At 68.8% G+C, this 16,352-nt stretch carries 9 protein-coding genes; 2 read left to right on the top strand and 7 right to left on the bottom strand.

Features of this window, described 5'->3' with window-relative positions; genetic code table 11:
• Nucleotides 1–92: 92 nt before the first annotated feature.
• Together J7528_RS18545 and J7528_RS18550 are read left to right on the top strand one after the other, a co-directional pair.
• A complete protein-coding gene (locus J7528_RS18545) occupies nt 93–2,111 on the top strand; it encodes an N-acetylglucosamine transferase (RefSeq protein WP_291877403.1) in 2,019 nt (672 codons plus the stop codon).
• The gene (locus tag J7528_RS18550; protein ID WP_291877405.1) at nt 2,108–3,961 is read left to right on the top strand and encodes an FkbM family methyltransferase; all 1,854 of its coding nucleotides are present in this window, start codon (nt 2,108–2,110) and stop codon (nt 3,959–3,961) included. The genes J7528_RS18545 and J7528_RS18550 overlap by 4 nt, the downstream gene beginning before the upstream one ends.
• A 6-nt stretch (nt 3,962–3,967) precedes the next feature.
• Here the strand turns inward: J7528_RS18550 and J7528_RS18555 are convergent, their stop codons facing one another.
• The 7 genes from J7528_RS18555 to J7528_RS18585 form a co-directional block, all read right to left on the bottom strand.
• Nucleotides 3,968–4,738 carry a MaoC family dehydratase N-terminal domain-containing protein gene (locus J7528_RS18555; protein ID WP_291877407.1) on the bottom strand — a complete coding sequence of 257 codons (771 nt, stop codon included), beginning with the start codon at nt 4,736–4,738 and terminating at the stop codon, nt 3,968–3,970.
• Nucleotides 4,738–5,895, bottom strand: coding sequence for an acyl-CoA dehydrogenase family protein (locus J7528_RS18560; RefSeq protein WP_291877409.1), 1,158 nt, complete (start codon nt 5,893–5,895; stop codon nt 4,738–4,740). The genes J7528_RS18555 and J7528_RS18560 overlap by 1 nt, the downstream gene beginning before the upstream one ends.
• Nucleotides 5,895–7,094 (bottom strand): 3-oxoadipyl-CoA thiolase, encoded by a 1,200-nt coding sequence (gene pcaF, locus J7528_RS18565; protein ID WP_291877411.1) that lies wholly within the window; start codon nt 7,092–7,094, stop codon nt 5,895–5,897. The genes J7528_RS18560 and pcaF overlap by 1 nt, the downstream gene beginning before the upstream one ends.
• A gap of 65 nt (nt 7,095–7,159) precedes the next feature.
• Nucleotides 7,160–8,581 (bottom strand): efflux transporter outer membrane subunit, encoded by a 1,422-nt coding sequence (locus tag J7528_RS18570; RefSeq protein ID WP_291877414.1) that lies wholly within the window; start codon nt 8,579–8,581, stop codon nt 7,160–7,162.
• On the bottom strand, nt 8,581–11,766 hold the full coding sequence (locus J7528_RS18575) for an efflux RND transporter permease subunit (protein ID WP_291877417.1): 3,186 nt from the start codon (nt 11,764–11,766) through the stop codon (nt 8,581–8,583). The genes J7528_RS18570 and J7528_RS18575 overlap by 1 nt, the downstream gene beginning before the upstream one ends.
• On the bottom strand, nt 11,763–14,894 hold the full coding sequence (locus tag J7528_RS18580; RefSeq protein WP_291877420.1) for a multidrug efflux RND transporter permease subunit: 3,132 nt from the start codon (nt 14,892–14,894) through the stop codon (nt 11,763–11,765). Before J7528_RS18580 ends, J7528_RS18575 begins: the two co-directional genes overlap by 4 nt.
• 8 nt (nt 14,895–14,902) lie before the next feature.
• Nucleotides 14,903–16,201, bottom strand: coding sequence for an MdtA/MuxA family multidrug efflux RND transporter periplasmic adaptor subunit (locus J7528_RS18585; RefSeq protein ID WP_291877423.1), 1,299 nt, complete (start codon nt 16,199–16,201; stop codon nt 14,903–14,905).
• Between the last annotated feature and the right edge of the window lie 151 nt (nt 16,202–16,352).

Genomic DNA, 16,352 nt, shown 5'->3' on the forward strand with positions numbered 1-16,352 from the left:
CCCCAAGCCCCATGCCATGATCACGCTGCGCCGACTCGCGCGCTGCTTTTGCGCGCGCCTGTCTCTCGCCGCTTATCGGTACCAGGAAGACAATGGCCGACGTCGATACGCTGGATCTGCTCAGCAAGCTTACCGCCGAGGGGTGCCCGCTCGGCGAGGTGATCACCATAGCCGCGCAGCTGGGGGCAGGGGGGCAGCCGGCCCTGGCCGACCAGGCCTACAAGGTCTGGATCAAGTTCAACGCCGAGCATCCGCAGTTGAGCGTGGCGCTGTTCAACCGGGCGATCCTCCAATCGGCCCTGGGCGACAACGCCGGCGCGGCGGCCTCTCTGGAGCAGGCGATCGCGCTGAACGCCGACTTCATGCCGGCCTATGTTAATCTGGGCGGCCTGCAGGAGCGGGCCGGCCTGCACGAGATGGCCATCGCCACCTGGGAGACCGGCGCCAATCGCAGCGTCGTGCCCAGCGGCATGGGCGTCAGCTACGCCTTCACCTGCCTGAAGCAGATCGCCCGCCTGCTGGGCGAGATCTCGCAGCCCGCGCGCGCCGAACTGGCTCTGATGCGCGCCGCCGACCTGGATCCCACCGCCGAGGAGGTGATCGGCCAGCTGGTCGCCACCCGTCTGGCCCAGTGCAAGTGGCCCGCCCTGCAACCGACCGAGCGCCTGCCGCGCGAGACGCTGCTGCGCGGCGTCAATCCGTTGTCGACCTCGGCCTATACCGACGACCCGCTGCTGCTGCTCAGCGCCGGCAATCACTTCATCGAGCGTGAAGTGAAGGTCGCGCCCGAGCAGATCCGCAGCGACCGCCGCGACGCCCCGATCGACATCAAGGGCCGTCGCCCGCGCATCGGCTACATCTCGTCGGATCTGCGCGACCACGCCGTCGGCTATCTGATGGCCGAGCTGTTCGAGGTGCACGACAAGTCCAAGGTCGAGGTCTTCGCCTATTACTGCGGCCCCGAGTCCAGCGACGGCCTGAACACCCGCATCCGCGCGTCGGTCGAGCACTTCACCGACATTCGTCCAATGTCGGACGAGGAAGCCGCCCAGCGCATCGCCGACGACGGCATCGACATCCTGGTCGACGTCAACGGCCACACCCGCGATGCCCGTACGGCCGTTTTCGCCCGCCGTCCGGCCCCGATCATCGTCAACTGGCTGGGCTATCCCGGCACCATGGGCAGCGATTACCACCACTACATCGTTGCCGATCCGTGGATCATCCCGCCGGAGATGGAGCTGTACTACTCCGAGGCCGTCCGCCGGATCCCCTGCTACCAGCCCAACGATCGCCGCCGGAAGGTCAACGAGACCACGCCGACCCGCACCGAGGTTGGCCTGCCCGAGGACGGCTTCGTCTTCTGCTGCTTCAACGGCGCCCAGAAGATCACACCCTTCGTCTTCGACCGCTGGATGGAAATCCTCAAGCGCACGCCCGGCAGCGTGCTCTGGCTGCTGGACAACAATCCCGAGACCAATGCCCGCCTGCGCGACGCGGCCGAGGCGCGGGGCGTTGACCGCACCCGCCTGGTCTTCGCCCAGAAGCTGCAGAACGCCTTCCACCTGGCCCGCTATCGCCTGGCGGACCTGTTCCTGGACACCACCCCGTACGGCGCTCACACCACGGCCTCGGACGCGCTGTGGATGGCCGTGCCGGTGCTGACCTGGTCGGGCAAGAGCTTCGCCTCGCGCGTCTGTGGCAGCCTGGTGCGTAGCGCCGGCCTGCCCGAACTGGTCGTCGACAGCGCCCAGGCCTATGTCGATAAGGCCGTCGAGCTGGGCGCGAACCCGGATAAGGCCCGCGCGATGCGGGCCCAGCTGGAAGCCAACCGCGACACCTGCGTGCTGTTCGACATGAACCTGCTAGCCGGCAAGCTGGAAGAGCTCTACGGCGAGATGATCGCCGAGTATCAGGCCGGCGCCCGACCGCAGCCGAACCTGGCCAACCTCAAGACCTATTTCGAGATCGGCCTGGCGCTGGACCGCGACGATCGCGAGATGCAGGGCGAAGCCGACCTGCACGCACTCTACCGTGCCGAGCTGGCCCGCCGTCACAGCGTCAAGGCCATTCCCGCCGATGGTCGTCTCTGGAACGGCGGCGTGGCGTGACGCAGGCTTCGGTCGACGTCACGCCGGAGATGGCGGCGCTGTTCGCGCCGACATCGGCCCGTCCCGCGCAGTTGGGCCGCCTGACGGTCTTGAACGCGCTCAACGGCGTCATGGACTATCTGCGACGGCGCAAGGCGCAGGATCCGGGCTTCCGCATCCTGCTGATCGGCGGCGGTACGCCGGGTTGGCCGTCTGAGCTGCGTGACGCGGTCCTGGGCGGGCCCGAGTCCGACTTCCCCGGCGACCTGTCCGATCCGGAAACCTATCGCCAGATCCTGGCCCAGGTGGCTGGCGAGGGGCGCTTCGACTATGTCGTCGCTCTGCACGTGGTGCAGATGCTGGCGCGGCCCGGGGTCTTGCTGGAGCGCCTGCCGCTGCTCGCCGAGGCCGGCTGGATCACCACCCCGTCGCGCTACCTGGAGGCGCTGAAGGTCGAGGGCGCGCATCGCGGCTTCGCCCACCACCGCTGGGGCGTCGACCACATCGACGGCATCCTGGCCCTGGCCCCCAAGACCCCGCAGATCGAGCACCTGGTGTTCCCGGGCGAGGCCGTCTGGGAGCAGGCGACCGATCGTTTCGAGCTGCAGATCGGCTGGCGCGGGGGGCTGCGCTTCGAGATCCTGGGCGGGGACGAGGCCTTGCTGCCGCGCGTCCAGATGAAGGCGCTGCTGGGTCGTTTCTTCGAAGGCGTCGAGGCCAGCGCCGCGCCCCAGGCGTCGCCGGAGTCGTCCAAGGTCGATATCGAGGGGCAGCTGGCCCAGGCCCTGGCCCAGGCTCGCGACCACACGAAACTGCATCCGTTGGGCCGGATGAAATACTACCACGACGCCGCCAGCCTGATCCTGTGCGAGCACCCGACCCGCGAGCGGCTGGAGCTGTTCGAACTGATCCTGGCCGAGGCGGGCTCCATGAACATGGACTCGCCGGGTGATGAGTGGATCGACTGGATCCACCACTACAGCGCCGTGGTCGACGCGATGACCGGCGCGCATCTGGCCGGCCCGACGCCGTCCGCGCCGGATGACGGTCCGCAGACCTTCCTGACCGGAGATGGCAAGACGCTGGACGGCGAGGGGCTCAAGGCCCACGCTGACGCCCTGGGCGCCCAGGTGGTGTTCTTCGCGGCGGCCGACGAGAAGTATGTCGAGCTCTATGCGCGCTGGCTGGCCCTGTCGGTGATCAAGCACGGCGACGTGCCGTTCCTGGTGGTGATCCACGTGATCGGCGGGGCCGGGCGCCTGGCGCAGGCCGCCGCGACGGTGCGCATCGACGATCCGCGCATCGTCTTCACGGGCGATGACTTCGACGCCTCCCGCGTGACCATCAAGTGCTATGAGGCCCCGCCGAAGGGGTTGATCGAGATCCCCGTCGCCCACTACCAGTCGGTGCGTTTCCAGCGGCTGGGAGCGTTGCTGGACCTGCTGCAACGGCCGGTGTTCGTGTCGGACATCGACTTGCTGCTCCAGCGCGGCGTCGCCGACCTGCTGGAGCGTTGGAACGACGCCGATCTCGTGATCAACGAGAACGAACGTAACATGCAGGCCGGTTCGCGGATCACGGCCAACCTAGTGCTGGCCCATCCGACGGACGCGACGTCGGTGCTGCTGCGCTGGCTGCGGGCCTATCTGGACGATCGGCTGTCACGGCCGGTGGTCACCCGCTGGATCGACCAGGTCGCCCTGAACCTGGCCCGCGCGCACCTGGCGGTGCACGTCCCCGGCGCCAAGGTCGGGACCTTCGACACCCAGAGCGACATCAACAACGTGATGTTCAAGGAATATGTGCCGGGGCACCCGTTCCGGTTCCTGTCGCTGTACCACGGCTTCGATACGTCGACGCTGGAGGAGTAGGGGGCGCTAGAAGCTCGCGCGGGCCTTCATCAGCACCGCGCCTCCGCCGGTCGCCCACAGCTCCGCGCCGTCGTCGATCATGCGGCCGTGGGCGGTGATCGTCTCGCCGACAAAGGCGGGCTTTAGGGCGCGGAACGAAAAGCGCGAAATCGGGCGAGCCGGCATGGCCTCCAGCAGCAGCAAGGCGATCAGCGGGCCGTGGACGACGAGGTCCGGGTAGCCTTCGACCTCGCGCGTATAGGCTTGGTCGTAGTGGATGCGGTGGCTGTTCGAGCTCGCCGCCGAGAAGGCGAAAAGCAGCACCGGATCGGTCGGCGTCTCGCGGCTCCAGTCGGCGGGCGGGAGCCCGGCGTCGGGTGTCCGGGGCGCGGGCGGAGCGGCGGTGTAGACGATCGTCTGGCGCTCGGTGACACAGAGCGCGCCGGCCTGGCTGAAGGTACGATCGACCGTGACGAAGGTCAGCGGACCGCTCGCGCCAGGCTTCTCGTCGACGCCGGTGACGGTCTCGACCAGTTCGGTTTCCTGGCCGGCGCACAGAGGCCCATTGAAGGTCATCTCCGCTGCCGCGAACATCCGGCGAGGCGCTTCGATCGCGGGCAGGAACAAGCCGCGCCGTTGATGACCATCGGGACCCAGATCGGCGCGGGGGAGAGGCTCGGCGAGACACGCCCAGTGCCAAGCCGGCGGGACCCCGTCGGTCGGCGTCGGCTGACCCAGCACCGCCGCCAGCCTTGCCAGGTCCGAGGCCGCCAGGACCGCCGTGCGTCGCCGGTGCATCAGTACGAACGCGGCAGACCGAGCACGTGCTCGGCGACATAGGCCAGGATCAGGTTCGTCGAGATCGGAGCCACCTGGTAGAGGCGCGTCTCGCGGAACTTGCGCTCGATGTCGTACTCCTCGGCGAAGCCGAAGCCGCCGTGGGTCTGCAGGCACATGTCGGCCGCCGCCCACGAGGCCTCGGAGGCCAGCATCTTGCCGATGTTGGCCTGCTCGCCGCAGGGCTCCCCACGGTCGTAGCGCGTGGCCGCATCATAGATCGTCAGCCGCGCGGCGTGGGTCTGGGCGTAGGCGCGGGCGATCGGGAACTGCACGCCCTGGTTCTGGCCGATCGGGCGGCCGAACACGACGCGGCTATTGGCGTAGTCCCGCGCCTTGCCGATCAGCCAGGCGGCGTCGCCCAGGCACTCGGCCCCGATCAGGATGCGCTCGGCGTTCATGCCGTCCAGGATGTAGCGGAAGCCCTTGCCTTCCTCACCGATCAGGCTGCCCTTGGGGATCACCAGGTTGTCGAAGAACACCTCGGTCGTGGCGTGGTTCAGCATGGTGGCGATCGGCTTGATCGTCAGGCCGTTTCCCTTGGCCTGCCGCATGTCGACCAGGAAGACCGACAGGCCATCCGTCCGTTTTTGAACTTGGCTCTTCGGTGTCGTGCGGGCGAGCAAAAGCATCAGATCGGAATGCTTAGCGCGACTGGTCCAGACTTTCTGGCCGTTCACGACGTAGGTGTCTCCCTCGCGCTTGGCGAAGGTCGAGATCGAGGTGGTGTCGGCGCCAGCCGTGGGCTCGGTGACGCCGAAGGCCTGCAGGCGGATCGAGCCGTCGACGATCCGGGGCAGCCAGGTCTCCTTCTGCGACTGCGAGCCGTGCCGCAGGACCGTGCCCATGGTGTACATCTGGGCGTGCAGGGCCGCGGCGTTGCCGCCGCTGGCGTGGACTTCCTCCAAGATCGCCGCCGCCGCGGTCAGGCCCAGGCCGCCGCCGCCGTATTCCTCCGGGATCAGCACGCCCAGCAGGCCGGCCTTGGTCATAGCGGCCACGAACTCGGTCGGATAGGCCTTCTCACGATCCAGCGCGCGCCAGTAGGCGGGCGGGAAGTTACGGCACAGCGCGCGGACCGTCTGGCGCAGGGCCTCGATCAGTTCGGCGTCCGCCACTAGACGCGCTCAAAGGCGAGGGCGGCGCCCTGGCCGACGCCGATGCAAAGCGTTGCGAGACCCCGTTTGCCGCCAGTGGCTTCCAGCTGGCGCAGGGCGGTCAGCACCAGTCGCGCGCCGGACGCGCCGAGCGGGTGACCGAGTGCGATGGCCCCGCCGTTCGGGTTCACGGGGGCGCTGTCGTCGGGCAGGCCCAGCTGGCGCAGGACGGCGAGGCCTTGGGCGGCGAAGGCCTCGTTCAGTTCGACGGTGTCGAAATCGCTGACGGCGAGGCCGGTCTTGGCGAGCAGCTTTTGCACCGCCGGTACCGGGCCAATGCCCATGACACGCGGCGCGACGCCGGCGGTGGCATAGCCGGTGATGCGGGCGCGCGGCATGAGGCCATGACGCTTCACCGCGTCCTCGGAGGCGACGATCAGGGCCACAGCGCCGTCATTGACCCCCGAGGCGTTGCCGGCCGTCACCGTGCCGCCTTCGCGGACGACGGGCTTCAGCTTGGTCAGCGCTTCGATGGTGGTCTCGCGCGGGTGCTCGTCGCGATCGACGAGGGTCGGGCCTGCCTTGCCGGGGATCTCGACGGGCGTGATCTCGGCGGCCAGGAAGCCGTTGGCCTGAGCGGCCGCCGCCCGCTGCTGGCTGCGCAGGGCGAAGGCGTCCTGGTCCTCGCGACTGACGCCGTAGTCGGCGGCGACGTTCTCGGCGGTCTCGGGCATGGAGTCGACGCCGTGGGCCTTGCGCATGGCCGGGTTGATAAACCGCCAGCCGATGGTGGTGTCGAAGATCTCGGCGTTGCGCGAAAAGGCGCTGTCGGCCTTGCCCATCACGAAGGGCGCGCGGCTCATGCTCTCGACGCCGCCGGCGATGACGAGGTCGTTGTGGCCCGAGGCGATGGCGCGGGCGGCGTAGCCGACGGCTTCGAGGCCCGAGGCGCACAGGCGGTTGACCGTTACGCCCGGCACGCTGACGGGATAGCCCGCCAACAGCAGCGCCATCCGCGCGACATTGCGATTATCCTCGCCGGCCTGGTTGGCGCAGCCCATGACCACCTCGTCGATGGCCGAGAGGTCGAGGCCGGGGTTGCGCGCTGCCAGCGCCTTCAGGGGGATGGCCGCCAGGTCGTCGGCCCGCACCTTGGACAACGCGCCGCCATAGCGGCCGAACGGCGTGCGGATCCCGTCGCAGAGATAGGCGGTGGTCATGCTCAGGCTCCGATCGTGCGCTCAAACAAGTGTTAGAGTCGCGCGGGCGGAGCCTCAACAAGTTTTCAGCGCCAGCCGCCGCCCAGGGCCTGGACCAGCGCCACAGCCGTCGTCTGGCGCGACACCGCTGTCGTCACCAGGGTGCGCCGCGCCGCCAGGGCCGAGGCCTGGGCCGCGACCACGTCGGTGTAGGCGACCTGGCCGGCCTTGTACTGGTTCAGCAGCATCTGCTCGGTCTGATCGGCGGCCTGGGAGGCGGTCAGTTGCAGGGCGTACTGCCGTTCCAGGGTGCGGGCGGCGGTCAGCTGGTTCTCGACGTCCTCGAAGGCCTGCAGCGCCGTCTGGCGGTAGTTGGCGGCCATCTGGTCATAGGCGGCGCGGCTCTGGGCCACCTGGGCGCGTCGCGCGCCGGCGTCGAACAGGGTCTGGGCCGCCGTCAGGCCCAGCGACCAGGTGTTGGCTGAGGTGGCGAACAGGTCGCCCAGCTTGCTGGCCGTCGAGCGACCATCGGCGCTGAGGTTGAAGGTCGGGAAGAAGGCGGCGCGGGCTACGCCAATATCGGCATTGGCGGCGGCGACGCGGCGCTCGGCGGCGGCGACGTCGGGGCGGCGCTCCAGCAGGGTGGAGGGCACGCCGACCGGGATCTCTGGCACGACCGGCTTCCAGCTGGCGTCGGCCCCCAGGCGGAAGCTGCTTGCCGGCTCGCCGACCAGGACGGCGATGGCGTTCTCGAAGGCCGTCCGGTCCTGGATCAGGCCCTCCAGGGTCGACTGGGCGCTGGCGAGCTGGCTCTGGGCCTGCAGCACGTCGGATTTGGGCGCGATGGCGGCGTTGTAGCGGTTGGTGGTGATCTGCAGGGCGCGCTGATAGCCCTCGACCGTGGCCTGGACCATGGCGATCTCGGCGTCGGCGCGGCGCAGGCCCAGATAGCTGGTGGCCAGCTCGCCCTGGGCCGAGAGGCGGGCGGCGGCGAGGTCGGCCTCACTGGCTTCCGCCGACGCCTTGGCGCCGCTGATGCCGGCGCGGATGCGGCCCCAGACGTCGGGCTCCCAGCTGGCGCCGATACCGACCTGATAGCGCTGGGTGTCGCCGGCGTTGGTGCTGCCGCCGGCGCCCGGCGTGCTGCGCGTGCCGCCGCCACCCGACTTGGTGGCCGAGCCGGACAGGTCGATGGACGGGAACAGGCCGGCCCGCTGCTCGCGGACAAGTGCGCGGGCCTGGCGATAGGCGGCCTCGGCGGCGGCGATGGTCTGGTTGTCCACCTTCACCCGCTCGGCCAACGCATTGAGCTGCGGATCGCCCAGCAGGGTCCACCAGTCGCCGCGATCCAGGTGATCGGCCGGCGTGGCGGTCTTCCAGCCCTCCATGGCCTTGAACTGGGCCGGCGGGGCGGACTTCAGGGTGGGGGTCTCGTAGGCCGGCGTCAGCGAGCAGGCGCCAAGGGCGAGCAGCGAGACGGCGCCGATGAGGTGTGAAAGACGATGCATCATGCGGGTTCCGGCGCGTGGTGGGTCAGATGCCGCTCGTCCTTGTCGCGCGCCTTGCCGCGCAGACGGTCGAGATAGACATAGACCACGGGGGTGGTGATCAGGGTCAGGAGCTGGCTGGCGATCAGGCCGCCGATGATGGCCACGCCTAGCGGACGCCGCAGCTCGGCGCCTTCGCCAAAGCCGATGGCCAGGGGCAGGGCGCCTAGGGCGGCGGCCAGGGTGGTCATCAGGATGGGCCGGAAGCGCAGCAGGCTGGCCTCGCGAGCGGCCTCTTGCGCAGTCAGGCCCCGGCTGCGCTGGGCGTCAAGGGCGAAGTCGATGATCAGGATGGCGTTCTTCTTGACGATGCCCAAGAGCAGGAAGACGCCGATCAAGGCGATGATCGAGAACTCCATCTTGAAGATCAGCAGGGCAATGACGGCCCCGACGCCGGCGGCGGGCAGGGTGCTGAGCACCGTGATCGGGTGGACGTAGCTCTCGTAGAGAATGCCCAGCACGATGTAGATCGCGATGATCGCCGCCAGGATCAGCAGCGGCTGCTGCTTCATCTGGTCGTTGGCCTGGCGGGCCTGGCCCTGGAAGCTGCCGCGCACGGTGGTCGGCATGCCGATCTCGGCCTCGGCGGCGGAGACGGCGGCTTGGGCGTCGGCCAGGGTCTTGCCCTCGGCCAGGTTGAACGAGACCGTCGTGGCCAGCTCGCCGTTCTGGTGGTTGACCGAGGTCGGGGTGGCGTTCTGCGAGACGCTGGCGATGGCCGCCAGCGGCGTCATGGCGGTGGCGGCGGTGTTCAGGGCCGAGCCCGTGGACTGGTCGCGCAGGGCCGGATTGACGCTGGGACCGGTCGCCGTCGCCGTTCCCGAGGGCCGGGTCGGCACGTGGACGTCGTTCAGCGCTTCGGGGCCCTGAGCGAACTTCTGCTGCCACTCCAGGATCACGGCATACTGGTTGACGTCCTCATAGATGGTCGCGACCTGGCGCTGGCCGAAGGCGTTGTACAGCGCGTTGTCGACGGCGCGTGGCGTGATCCCCAGGCGCGAGGCGCTGTCGCGGTCGATGGTCACCAGGGTCTCGACGCCGTTCTCCTGCTGGTCGGAATCGACGTCGGTCAGCACGTCGTCATGCGCCTTCATCGCCTCGGCCAGCTTGCCGGCCCACTCCTTCAGCGCAGCGCTCGAGTCGCTGGTCAGGGTGTACTGGTAGGTCGAGTTGCTCTGCCGGCCGCCCATGCGCAGGTCCTGCACCGGGTTCAGGAAGACGTTGAGGCCGGTCACCTTCTGCAGCTGCGGCCGCAGGCGGGCGATGACTTCGGAGCCCTTCTCCTTGCGCTCGCCGATCGGTTTCAGGTTCACGAACAGGAAGCCGCCGCCCGCCCGGCCGCCGCCGGTGAAGCCGACCACCGTGTCGACGGCGGGGTCCTTGTGAATGATGCCGACCACCTGGCGCAGCTTCTTCTGCATGGCCTGGGACGAGACGGACTGGTCGGCGCGGATGCCGGCGTTCAGCTGGCCGCTGTCCTGCTGCGGGAAGAAACCCTTGGGCACGGCGATATAGAGCCAGGCGGTCATGGCGATGACGGCGACCAGGATCACGATGACCAGCGGTTTGGCGGCCAGGGCCCAATCGAGGGAGTGCTCGTACATCTTGTGCACACGGTTGAACGCCGCCTCGAAGAAGCGGGCGAGGCGGCCTTCTTTCTCTTTCTTCTCGGGCCGCAGCAGGTAGGCGCACATCATCGGCGTGGTGGTCAGCGAGATGACCAGCGAGATCAGCACCGCCGCCGACAGGGTGACGGCGAACTCGCGGAAGAGGCGCCCGACCTGGCCGCCCATGAACAGTAGCGGGATGAAGACGGCGACCAGCGAGATGCTGATCGACAGCACGGTGAAGCCCACCTCGCGCGCGCCGAGCAGGGCGGCGGCGAAGCGGTCCATGCCCTTCTCGATGTGGCGGGCGGTGTTCTCCAGCACCACGATAGCGTCGTCGACCACGAAGCCGGTCGCCACCGTGATGGCCATCAGGGACAGGTTGTTGAGCGAGAAGCCCAGCAGGTACATCACCCCGAACGTTCCCAGCAGCGAGACGATGGTCGCCGCCGCCGGGATGAAGGTCGCCCGCGCGCTGCGGAGGAAGACGCTGACCACCACGATGACCAGGACGATCGAGATCAGCAGTGTGACCTCGATCTCGTGCAGCGAGGCGCGGATCGAGTTGGTGCGGTCGCTGGCGACATCGACGGTGATGTCGCTGGGCAGCTGGGCGCGCAGCTCGGGCAGGGCGGCGCGGACGCTGTCGACCGTCTGGATGATGTTGGCGCCGGGCTGGGCGGTGATCAGGACGATGATGGCCGGCTTGCCGTTGAACAGGCCCAGCGTGCGGGTGTCGGCGACGCTGTCCTTGACCTCGGCCACGTCGGACAGGCGGATCGGGGCGCCGCCGCGCCAGGCGACGACCAGGCCGGCATAGTCGGCGGCCTTGCGGCCCGCGCCGGTGGTGTAGATTTGGTAGCGCTGGCCGTTGCCCTCCAGCGCGCCCTTGGGGCGGTTGGCGTTGGCCGATTGGATCGCTGCGCGGACGTCCTCCATGGCCACGCCGTACTGGTTCAGCAGGAAAGGGTTGGCCGAGATGCGCACGGCCGGCAGCGAGCCACCGCCGATCTCGACATCGCCGACGCCGGTCACCTGGGCCAGGCGCTGGGCCACGACATTGGAGACGGCGTCATAGATCTGGCCGGGCGTCTTGCTGTCCGAGGTCAGGGCCAGGATGATCACCGGCGCGTCGGACGGGTTGGCCTTGCGATAGGTCGGGTTGCTGCGCAGCGTGGCCGGCAGGTCGGCGCGGGCGGCGTTGATCGCGGCCTGCACCTCGCGCGCGGCGCCGTCGATCTTGCGGTTGAGGTCGAACTGCAAGGTGATCCGCGTCGAGCCGGTGGAGCTCTGCGAGGTCATTTCGTTGACGCCCGAGATCGTGCCCAGCCGGCGCTCCAGCGGCGTGGCGACGCTGGAGGCCATGGTCTGCGGGCTGGCCCCCGACAGATTGGCCGACACCGAGACGGTCGGGAAATCCACCTGCGGCAGGGGCGAGACCGGCAGCACGAAGAAGGCGAAGATGCCTGCCAGCGCCACGCCGATGGTCAGCAGGATGGTGGCGACCGGCCGCCGGATGAAGGGCCCGGACAGGTTCACGAGGGCGCTCCCGGGATCGGCTCGGGGTCGATGCGGTCGGGGTGCGGGCCGTCATCGCGACGTTCGCGCTTGGCCGTGGGGGCCAGGCGATCGAAGGCCAAGTAGACGACCGGGGTCGTGAAGATCGTCAGCAGCTGGCTGAGCAGCAGGCCGCCGAAGATGGCGATGCCCAGCGGGCGGCGCAGCTCGGCGCCTTCGCCGAAGCCCAGCATCAGCGGCACGGCCGCGAACAGGGCCGCCAGGGTGGTCATCAGGATCGGGCGGAAACGCAGCACGGCGGCCTGGAAGATGGCGTCGTGCGGGCTCTTGCCTTCCTCACGCTCAGCGTCGATGGCGAAGTCGATCATCATGATCGCGTTCTTCTTGACGATGCCGATCAGCAGGATGATGCCGATGATCCCGATGACGCCCAGGTCGTTGCCGGTGATCCACAGGGCCAGCAGCGCGCCGACGCCGGCCGAGGGCAGGGTCGACAGGATGGTCAGCGGGTGGATGTAGCTCTCATAGAGCACGCCCAGCACGATGTAGACGCAGACCACGGCCGCCAGGATCAGCCACAGCTGGTTGGACAGGGAGTTTTGATAGGCCCCCGCCGCGCCCAGGAAGGTGTGGGTGACGGCGACCGGCATGTCGATCCGCTTCATGGCCTTGCGGATCTCGTCGACCGCATGGCCCAGCGAGACGCTCGGCGCGGTGTCGAAGCCGATCGTGGTGGCCGGGAACTGGGCGACGTGGGTGACCTGCAGCGGCGAGGCTTGCGTCTTGATCGTCGAGAACGCCGCCAGCGGAGCGGGGGCGCCGCCGCCGGTCTTGAGGTTCAGATTGCCCAGGGTGGTTGGGTCGGTGAGGACGCCAGGCTTGGCTTCCAGGATCACGCGGTACTGGTTGGTCTCGGTGAAGATGGTCGAGACGATCCGCTGGCCGAAGGCGCTGTACAACGCATCGTCGACATCCGACGCCGTAATGGAAAGGCGCGCGGCGGTGTCGCGGTCGATGTCGACATAGGCCGCCTGGCCCGTGGCCGAGGCGTCGCTATAGACGTTACGGACGGCCTTCACGTGCGCCAGTTCGGCGGTCAGCTTGCCGGCCCATTCCTTGATCGTGGCGGTGTCGGCGCCTTCCAGTGACAGGCGGTACTGGGTTGGACCCGTCTCGGCGTCGATGGTCAGGTCCTGGGTCGGCTGCAGGTAGAGGGTCACGCCCGGCACCTCGGCCACGCGCTGGCGTAGCCGCTGCATGATCTTCTCCTGCGAGCCCGAGCGATCGGGCTTGAGGTTGATCTGCATCTGGCCGGTGTGGAGCATGGCGTTGTTGGCGCCGTCGACGCCGATGAACGAGGCGACGTTCTCGACCGCCGGATCATCCATGATCGCCTCGGCCGCCTGCTGCTGCAGAGCCGCCATGCGGTCGTAGCTGACCGACTGGGCCATCTCGGTGCGGGCTTGCAGCTGACCGGTGTCCTGGGTGGGGAACAGGCCCTTGGGGATGACCATGTAGAGCAGGCCGGTCAGCACCAGGGTCAGCACGGCGACGACCAGGGTCGCGGTCTGGCGCTGCAGCACCCAAACCAGGGCCTTCTCGTAGCGAACCTCGACCTTCTCGAAGAGGTCTTGGGCCTTCTTGCTGATGCCCTTGGCGTCCTCGCCCTCGTGCGGCTTCAGCCAGCGGGCCGACAGCATGGGGGTGAGGGTCAGCGACACGACCGCCGAGATCAGGATGGTGATGGCCAGGCTGATGGCGAACTCGCGGAACAGGCGGCCGACGACGTCGCCCATGAACAGCAGCGGAATCAGCACCGCGATCAGCGAGATGGTCAGCGAGATGATCGTGAAGCCGATCTCGCGCGCGCCCTTCAGCGCCGCCGCCATCGGCTTTTCCCCCTTCTCGAGGTGGCGGGTGATGTTCTCGATCATCACGATGGCGTCGTCGACGACGAAGCCGGTGGCGATGGTCAGGGCCATCAGGCTGAGGTTGTTCAGCGAGAAACCCAGCAGGTACATCACCCCGCACGAGCCGATCAGCGAGATCGGCACGGCCAGGCTGGCGATGACCGTCGCGCGCAGGCTGTGCAGGAAGAAGAAGATCACCAGCACCACCAGAGCCACGGCCAGCAGCAGCTCCATCTCGACATGGTGCACCGAGGCGCGGATGCCGGTGGTGCGGTCGGCCAGAACCTGGACGTCCAGGGTGGCGGGCAGCCCGGCTTGCAGTTCGGGCAGCTTGGCCTTGATGGCGTCGACGGTCTTGATGACGTTGGCGCCGGGCTGGCGCTGGACGTTGACGATGATGGCCGGGGTCTTGCCGGCCCAGGCGCCCAGGCGGGTGTTCTCGGCGCTCTCGACGACCTGGGCGATGTCGCTCAGACGGATCGGCGCGCCGTCCTTGTAGCTGACGATCAGGTTCTTGTAGTCGTCGACGGACAGCAGCTGGTCGTTGGCGTTGATCGTGTAGCTGCGCGTGGGGCCGTCGAAGCTACCCTTGGCGCTGTTGGCGTTGCTGGCGCTGATGGCGGTCTGCACGTCCGACAGGGTCAGGCCGTAGCTGGCCATGGCTTGCGTGTCGGCCTGGATGCGCATGGCGGGGCGCTGGCCGCCCGACAGGCTGACGAGGCCCACGCCCGAGACCTGGCTGATCTTCTGGGCCAGGCGGGTGTTCACGAGGTTCTGCACCTCGGTCAGCGGCAGGGTGTCCGAGGTGATGGCCAGGGTCAGCACCGGCGCATCGGCCGGATTGACCTTGGCGTAGACCGGCGGGGCCGGCAGGTCGGCGGGCAGCAGCGAGCCGCTGGCGTTGATGGCGGCCTGCACCTCCTGCTCGGCGACGTCGAGGGTCTCACCGAGGTTGAACTGCAGGGTGATGACCGATGCGCCAGCCGTGCTGACCGAGCTCATCCGGGCAAGGCCCGACATCTCGCCCAACTGGCGTTCCAGCGGGGCGGTGACCGTCTGGCTCATCACCTCGGGGCTGGCCCCGGGATACAGGGTCTGGACCTGGATGGTGGGGTAATCGACCTGGGGCAGGGCCGACAGCGGCAGCAGCCGGAAGCCGACCAGGCCGGCCAGGACGATGGCCGCCATGAACAGGGCCGTGGCGACCGGCCGCTGGATGAAGGGACGCGAGGGGTTCATCGCCTGGTTTATTCCGGACGCTGACGACGACCTTCGCCGCCTTGGCCCTGGCCGCCTTCACGCTTGCGCCGTTCGCCGCGCTGGCCTTCGCCCTTGCCCTGGCCTTGCGGACGGGCGCCCGGCAACTGGACCTTGCCACCGTCGCGCAGGCGGTCGCCGCCCTCGGTGATGACCTTGTCGCCGGCCTTGAGGCCTTGCGTGATCTGCACCTGGACACCGGTGGCCTGGCCGGTCTTCACCGGGGTCTTGGTCACGGTGCGGTCGGCGTTCAGCAGCCACACGAACGACCCGTCGCTGCCCTGGCGCACCGCCGTAGCGGGCACGACGATCGCGCCCTTGATGGTGTCCAGCTCCATGCGGACATTGACGAACTGGCTGGGGAACAGCGTGCCGCCGCTGTTGGGGAAGCGGGCCTTGGCCTTCACGGTGCCGGTACCGGTGTCGACCAGATTGTCCAGGGTCGAGAAGGTCCCGCGGTCCAGGGTCTGGGTACGGGTGCGGTCCAGCGCCGTGACGGGCACATTGGCGCGACCCTGACGGGCGGCGATGCGCGGCACGTCGTCCTGCGGGACGGTGAACTCGACATCGATCGGCGAGACCGTGGTGATCACCGCGACGCCCGTGGCGTCGCCCGCGCCGATATAGTTGCCGACATCCACGACGCGCAGGCCCAGGCGGCCGCTCACCGGCGCGGTGATGCGGGCGAAGCCGAGGTTCAGGCGGGCCGTGCCCACGGCGGCGCGGTCGGCCATCACGGTGCCTTCCAGCTGCTTGACCGTGGCGGCCTGGTTATCGACCTCCTGGCGGGCGATCGAGTCCTGGGCCAGCAGGGTCTGGTAGCGGGTCAGGGTCAGGCGCGCGGCGGCCAGCTGGGCCTCGTCGCGGGTCTGGTTCCCCTGCGCCTGCAGCAGCGCCATCTGGTAGGGGCGGGGATCGATCTGGACCAGCGCCTGACCGCGCGAGACCGTCTGGCCTTCGCGGAACATCACCTGGGTGATCGTGCCGCCCACCTGCGGACGCACGGTGACCGTGGCAGCCGGTTTCACCGTGCCCAGGGCCTCAATGATGATCGGCAGGTCGGTCGCGCTGGCCGTGGCCACCGCCACGGTGCTGGCCGGACCGCGCCGACCGCCGCCGCCGCCGAAGCCGCCGCCAGGGCCGCCCGGACCGCCGCCTTCGCCCTTGTCGCTGTGCAGCAGGGTCCAGGCCAGCCAGATGACCCCGACCAGGGCGAGCACGGCGATCAGGCCGCCGAGGATCAACGTCCGACGACGCGGAGGCGTACGGGGGGCGTGCAGGTCAGTCATCGTCAGCCTTCGAGCCGGCCGCGACCAGCGCGGCATGAGCGGGCGGCGCAACGGGCCGCCTCAGGGAGACCGTCAAGAAAGCTGACGGTCTGGAATCCGTAGAGGCCTAACGTGTGCGCCGGTTTTCAGAGCTGAAATGATCTCGCCGCGA

The organism is Caulobacter sp. (genome assembly GCF_017744445.1).
GTDB lineage: Bacteria > Pseudomonadota > Alphaproteobacteria > Caulobacterales > Caulobacteraceae > Caulobacter.

Bases quoted from the DNA above. Each gene is read 5' to 3' on its own strand.
- J7528_RS18545 (WP_291877403.1), top strand. From the start codon at position 93: ATGGCCGACGTCGATACGCTGGATCTGCTCAGCAAGCTTACCGCCGAG.
- J7528_RS18555 (WP_291877407.1), bottom strand. From the start codon at position 4,738: ATGCACCGGCGACGCACGGCGGTCCTGGCGGCCTCGGACCTGGCAAGG.
- pcaF (WP_291877411.1), bottom strand. From the start codon at position 7,094: ATGACCACCGCCTATCTCTGCGACGGGATCCGCACGCCGTTCGGCCGC.
- J7528_RS18570 (WP_291877414.1), bottom strand. From the start codon at position 8,581: ATGCATCGTCTTTCACACCTCATCGGCGCCGTCTCGCTGCTCGCCCTT.
- J7528_RS18580 (WP_291877420.1), bottom strand. From the start codon at position 14,894: ATGAACCCCTCGCGTCCCTTCATCCAGCGGCCGGTCGCCACGGCCCTG.
- J7528_RS18585 (WP_291877423.1), bottom strand. From the start codon at position 16,201: ATGACTGACCTGCACGCCCCCCGTACGCCTCCGCGTCGTCGGACGTTG.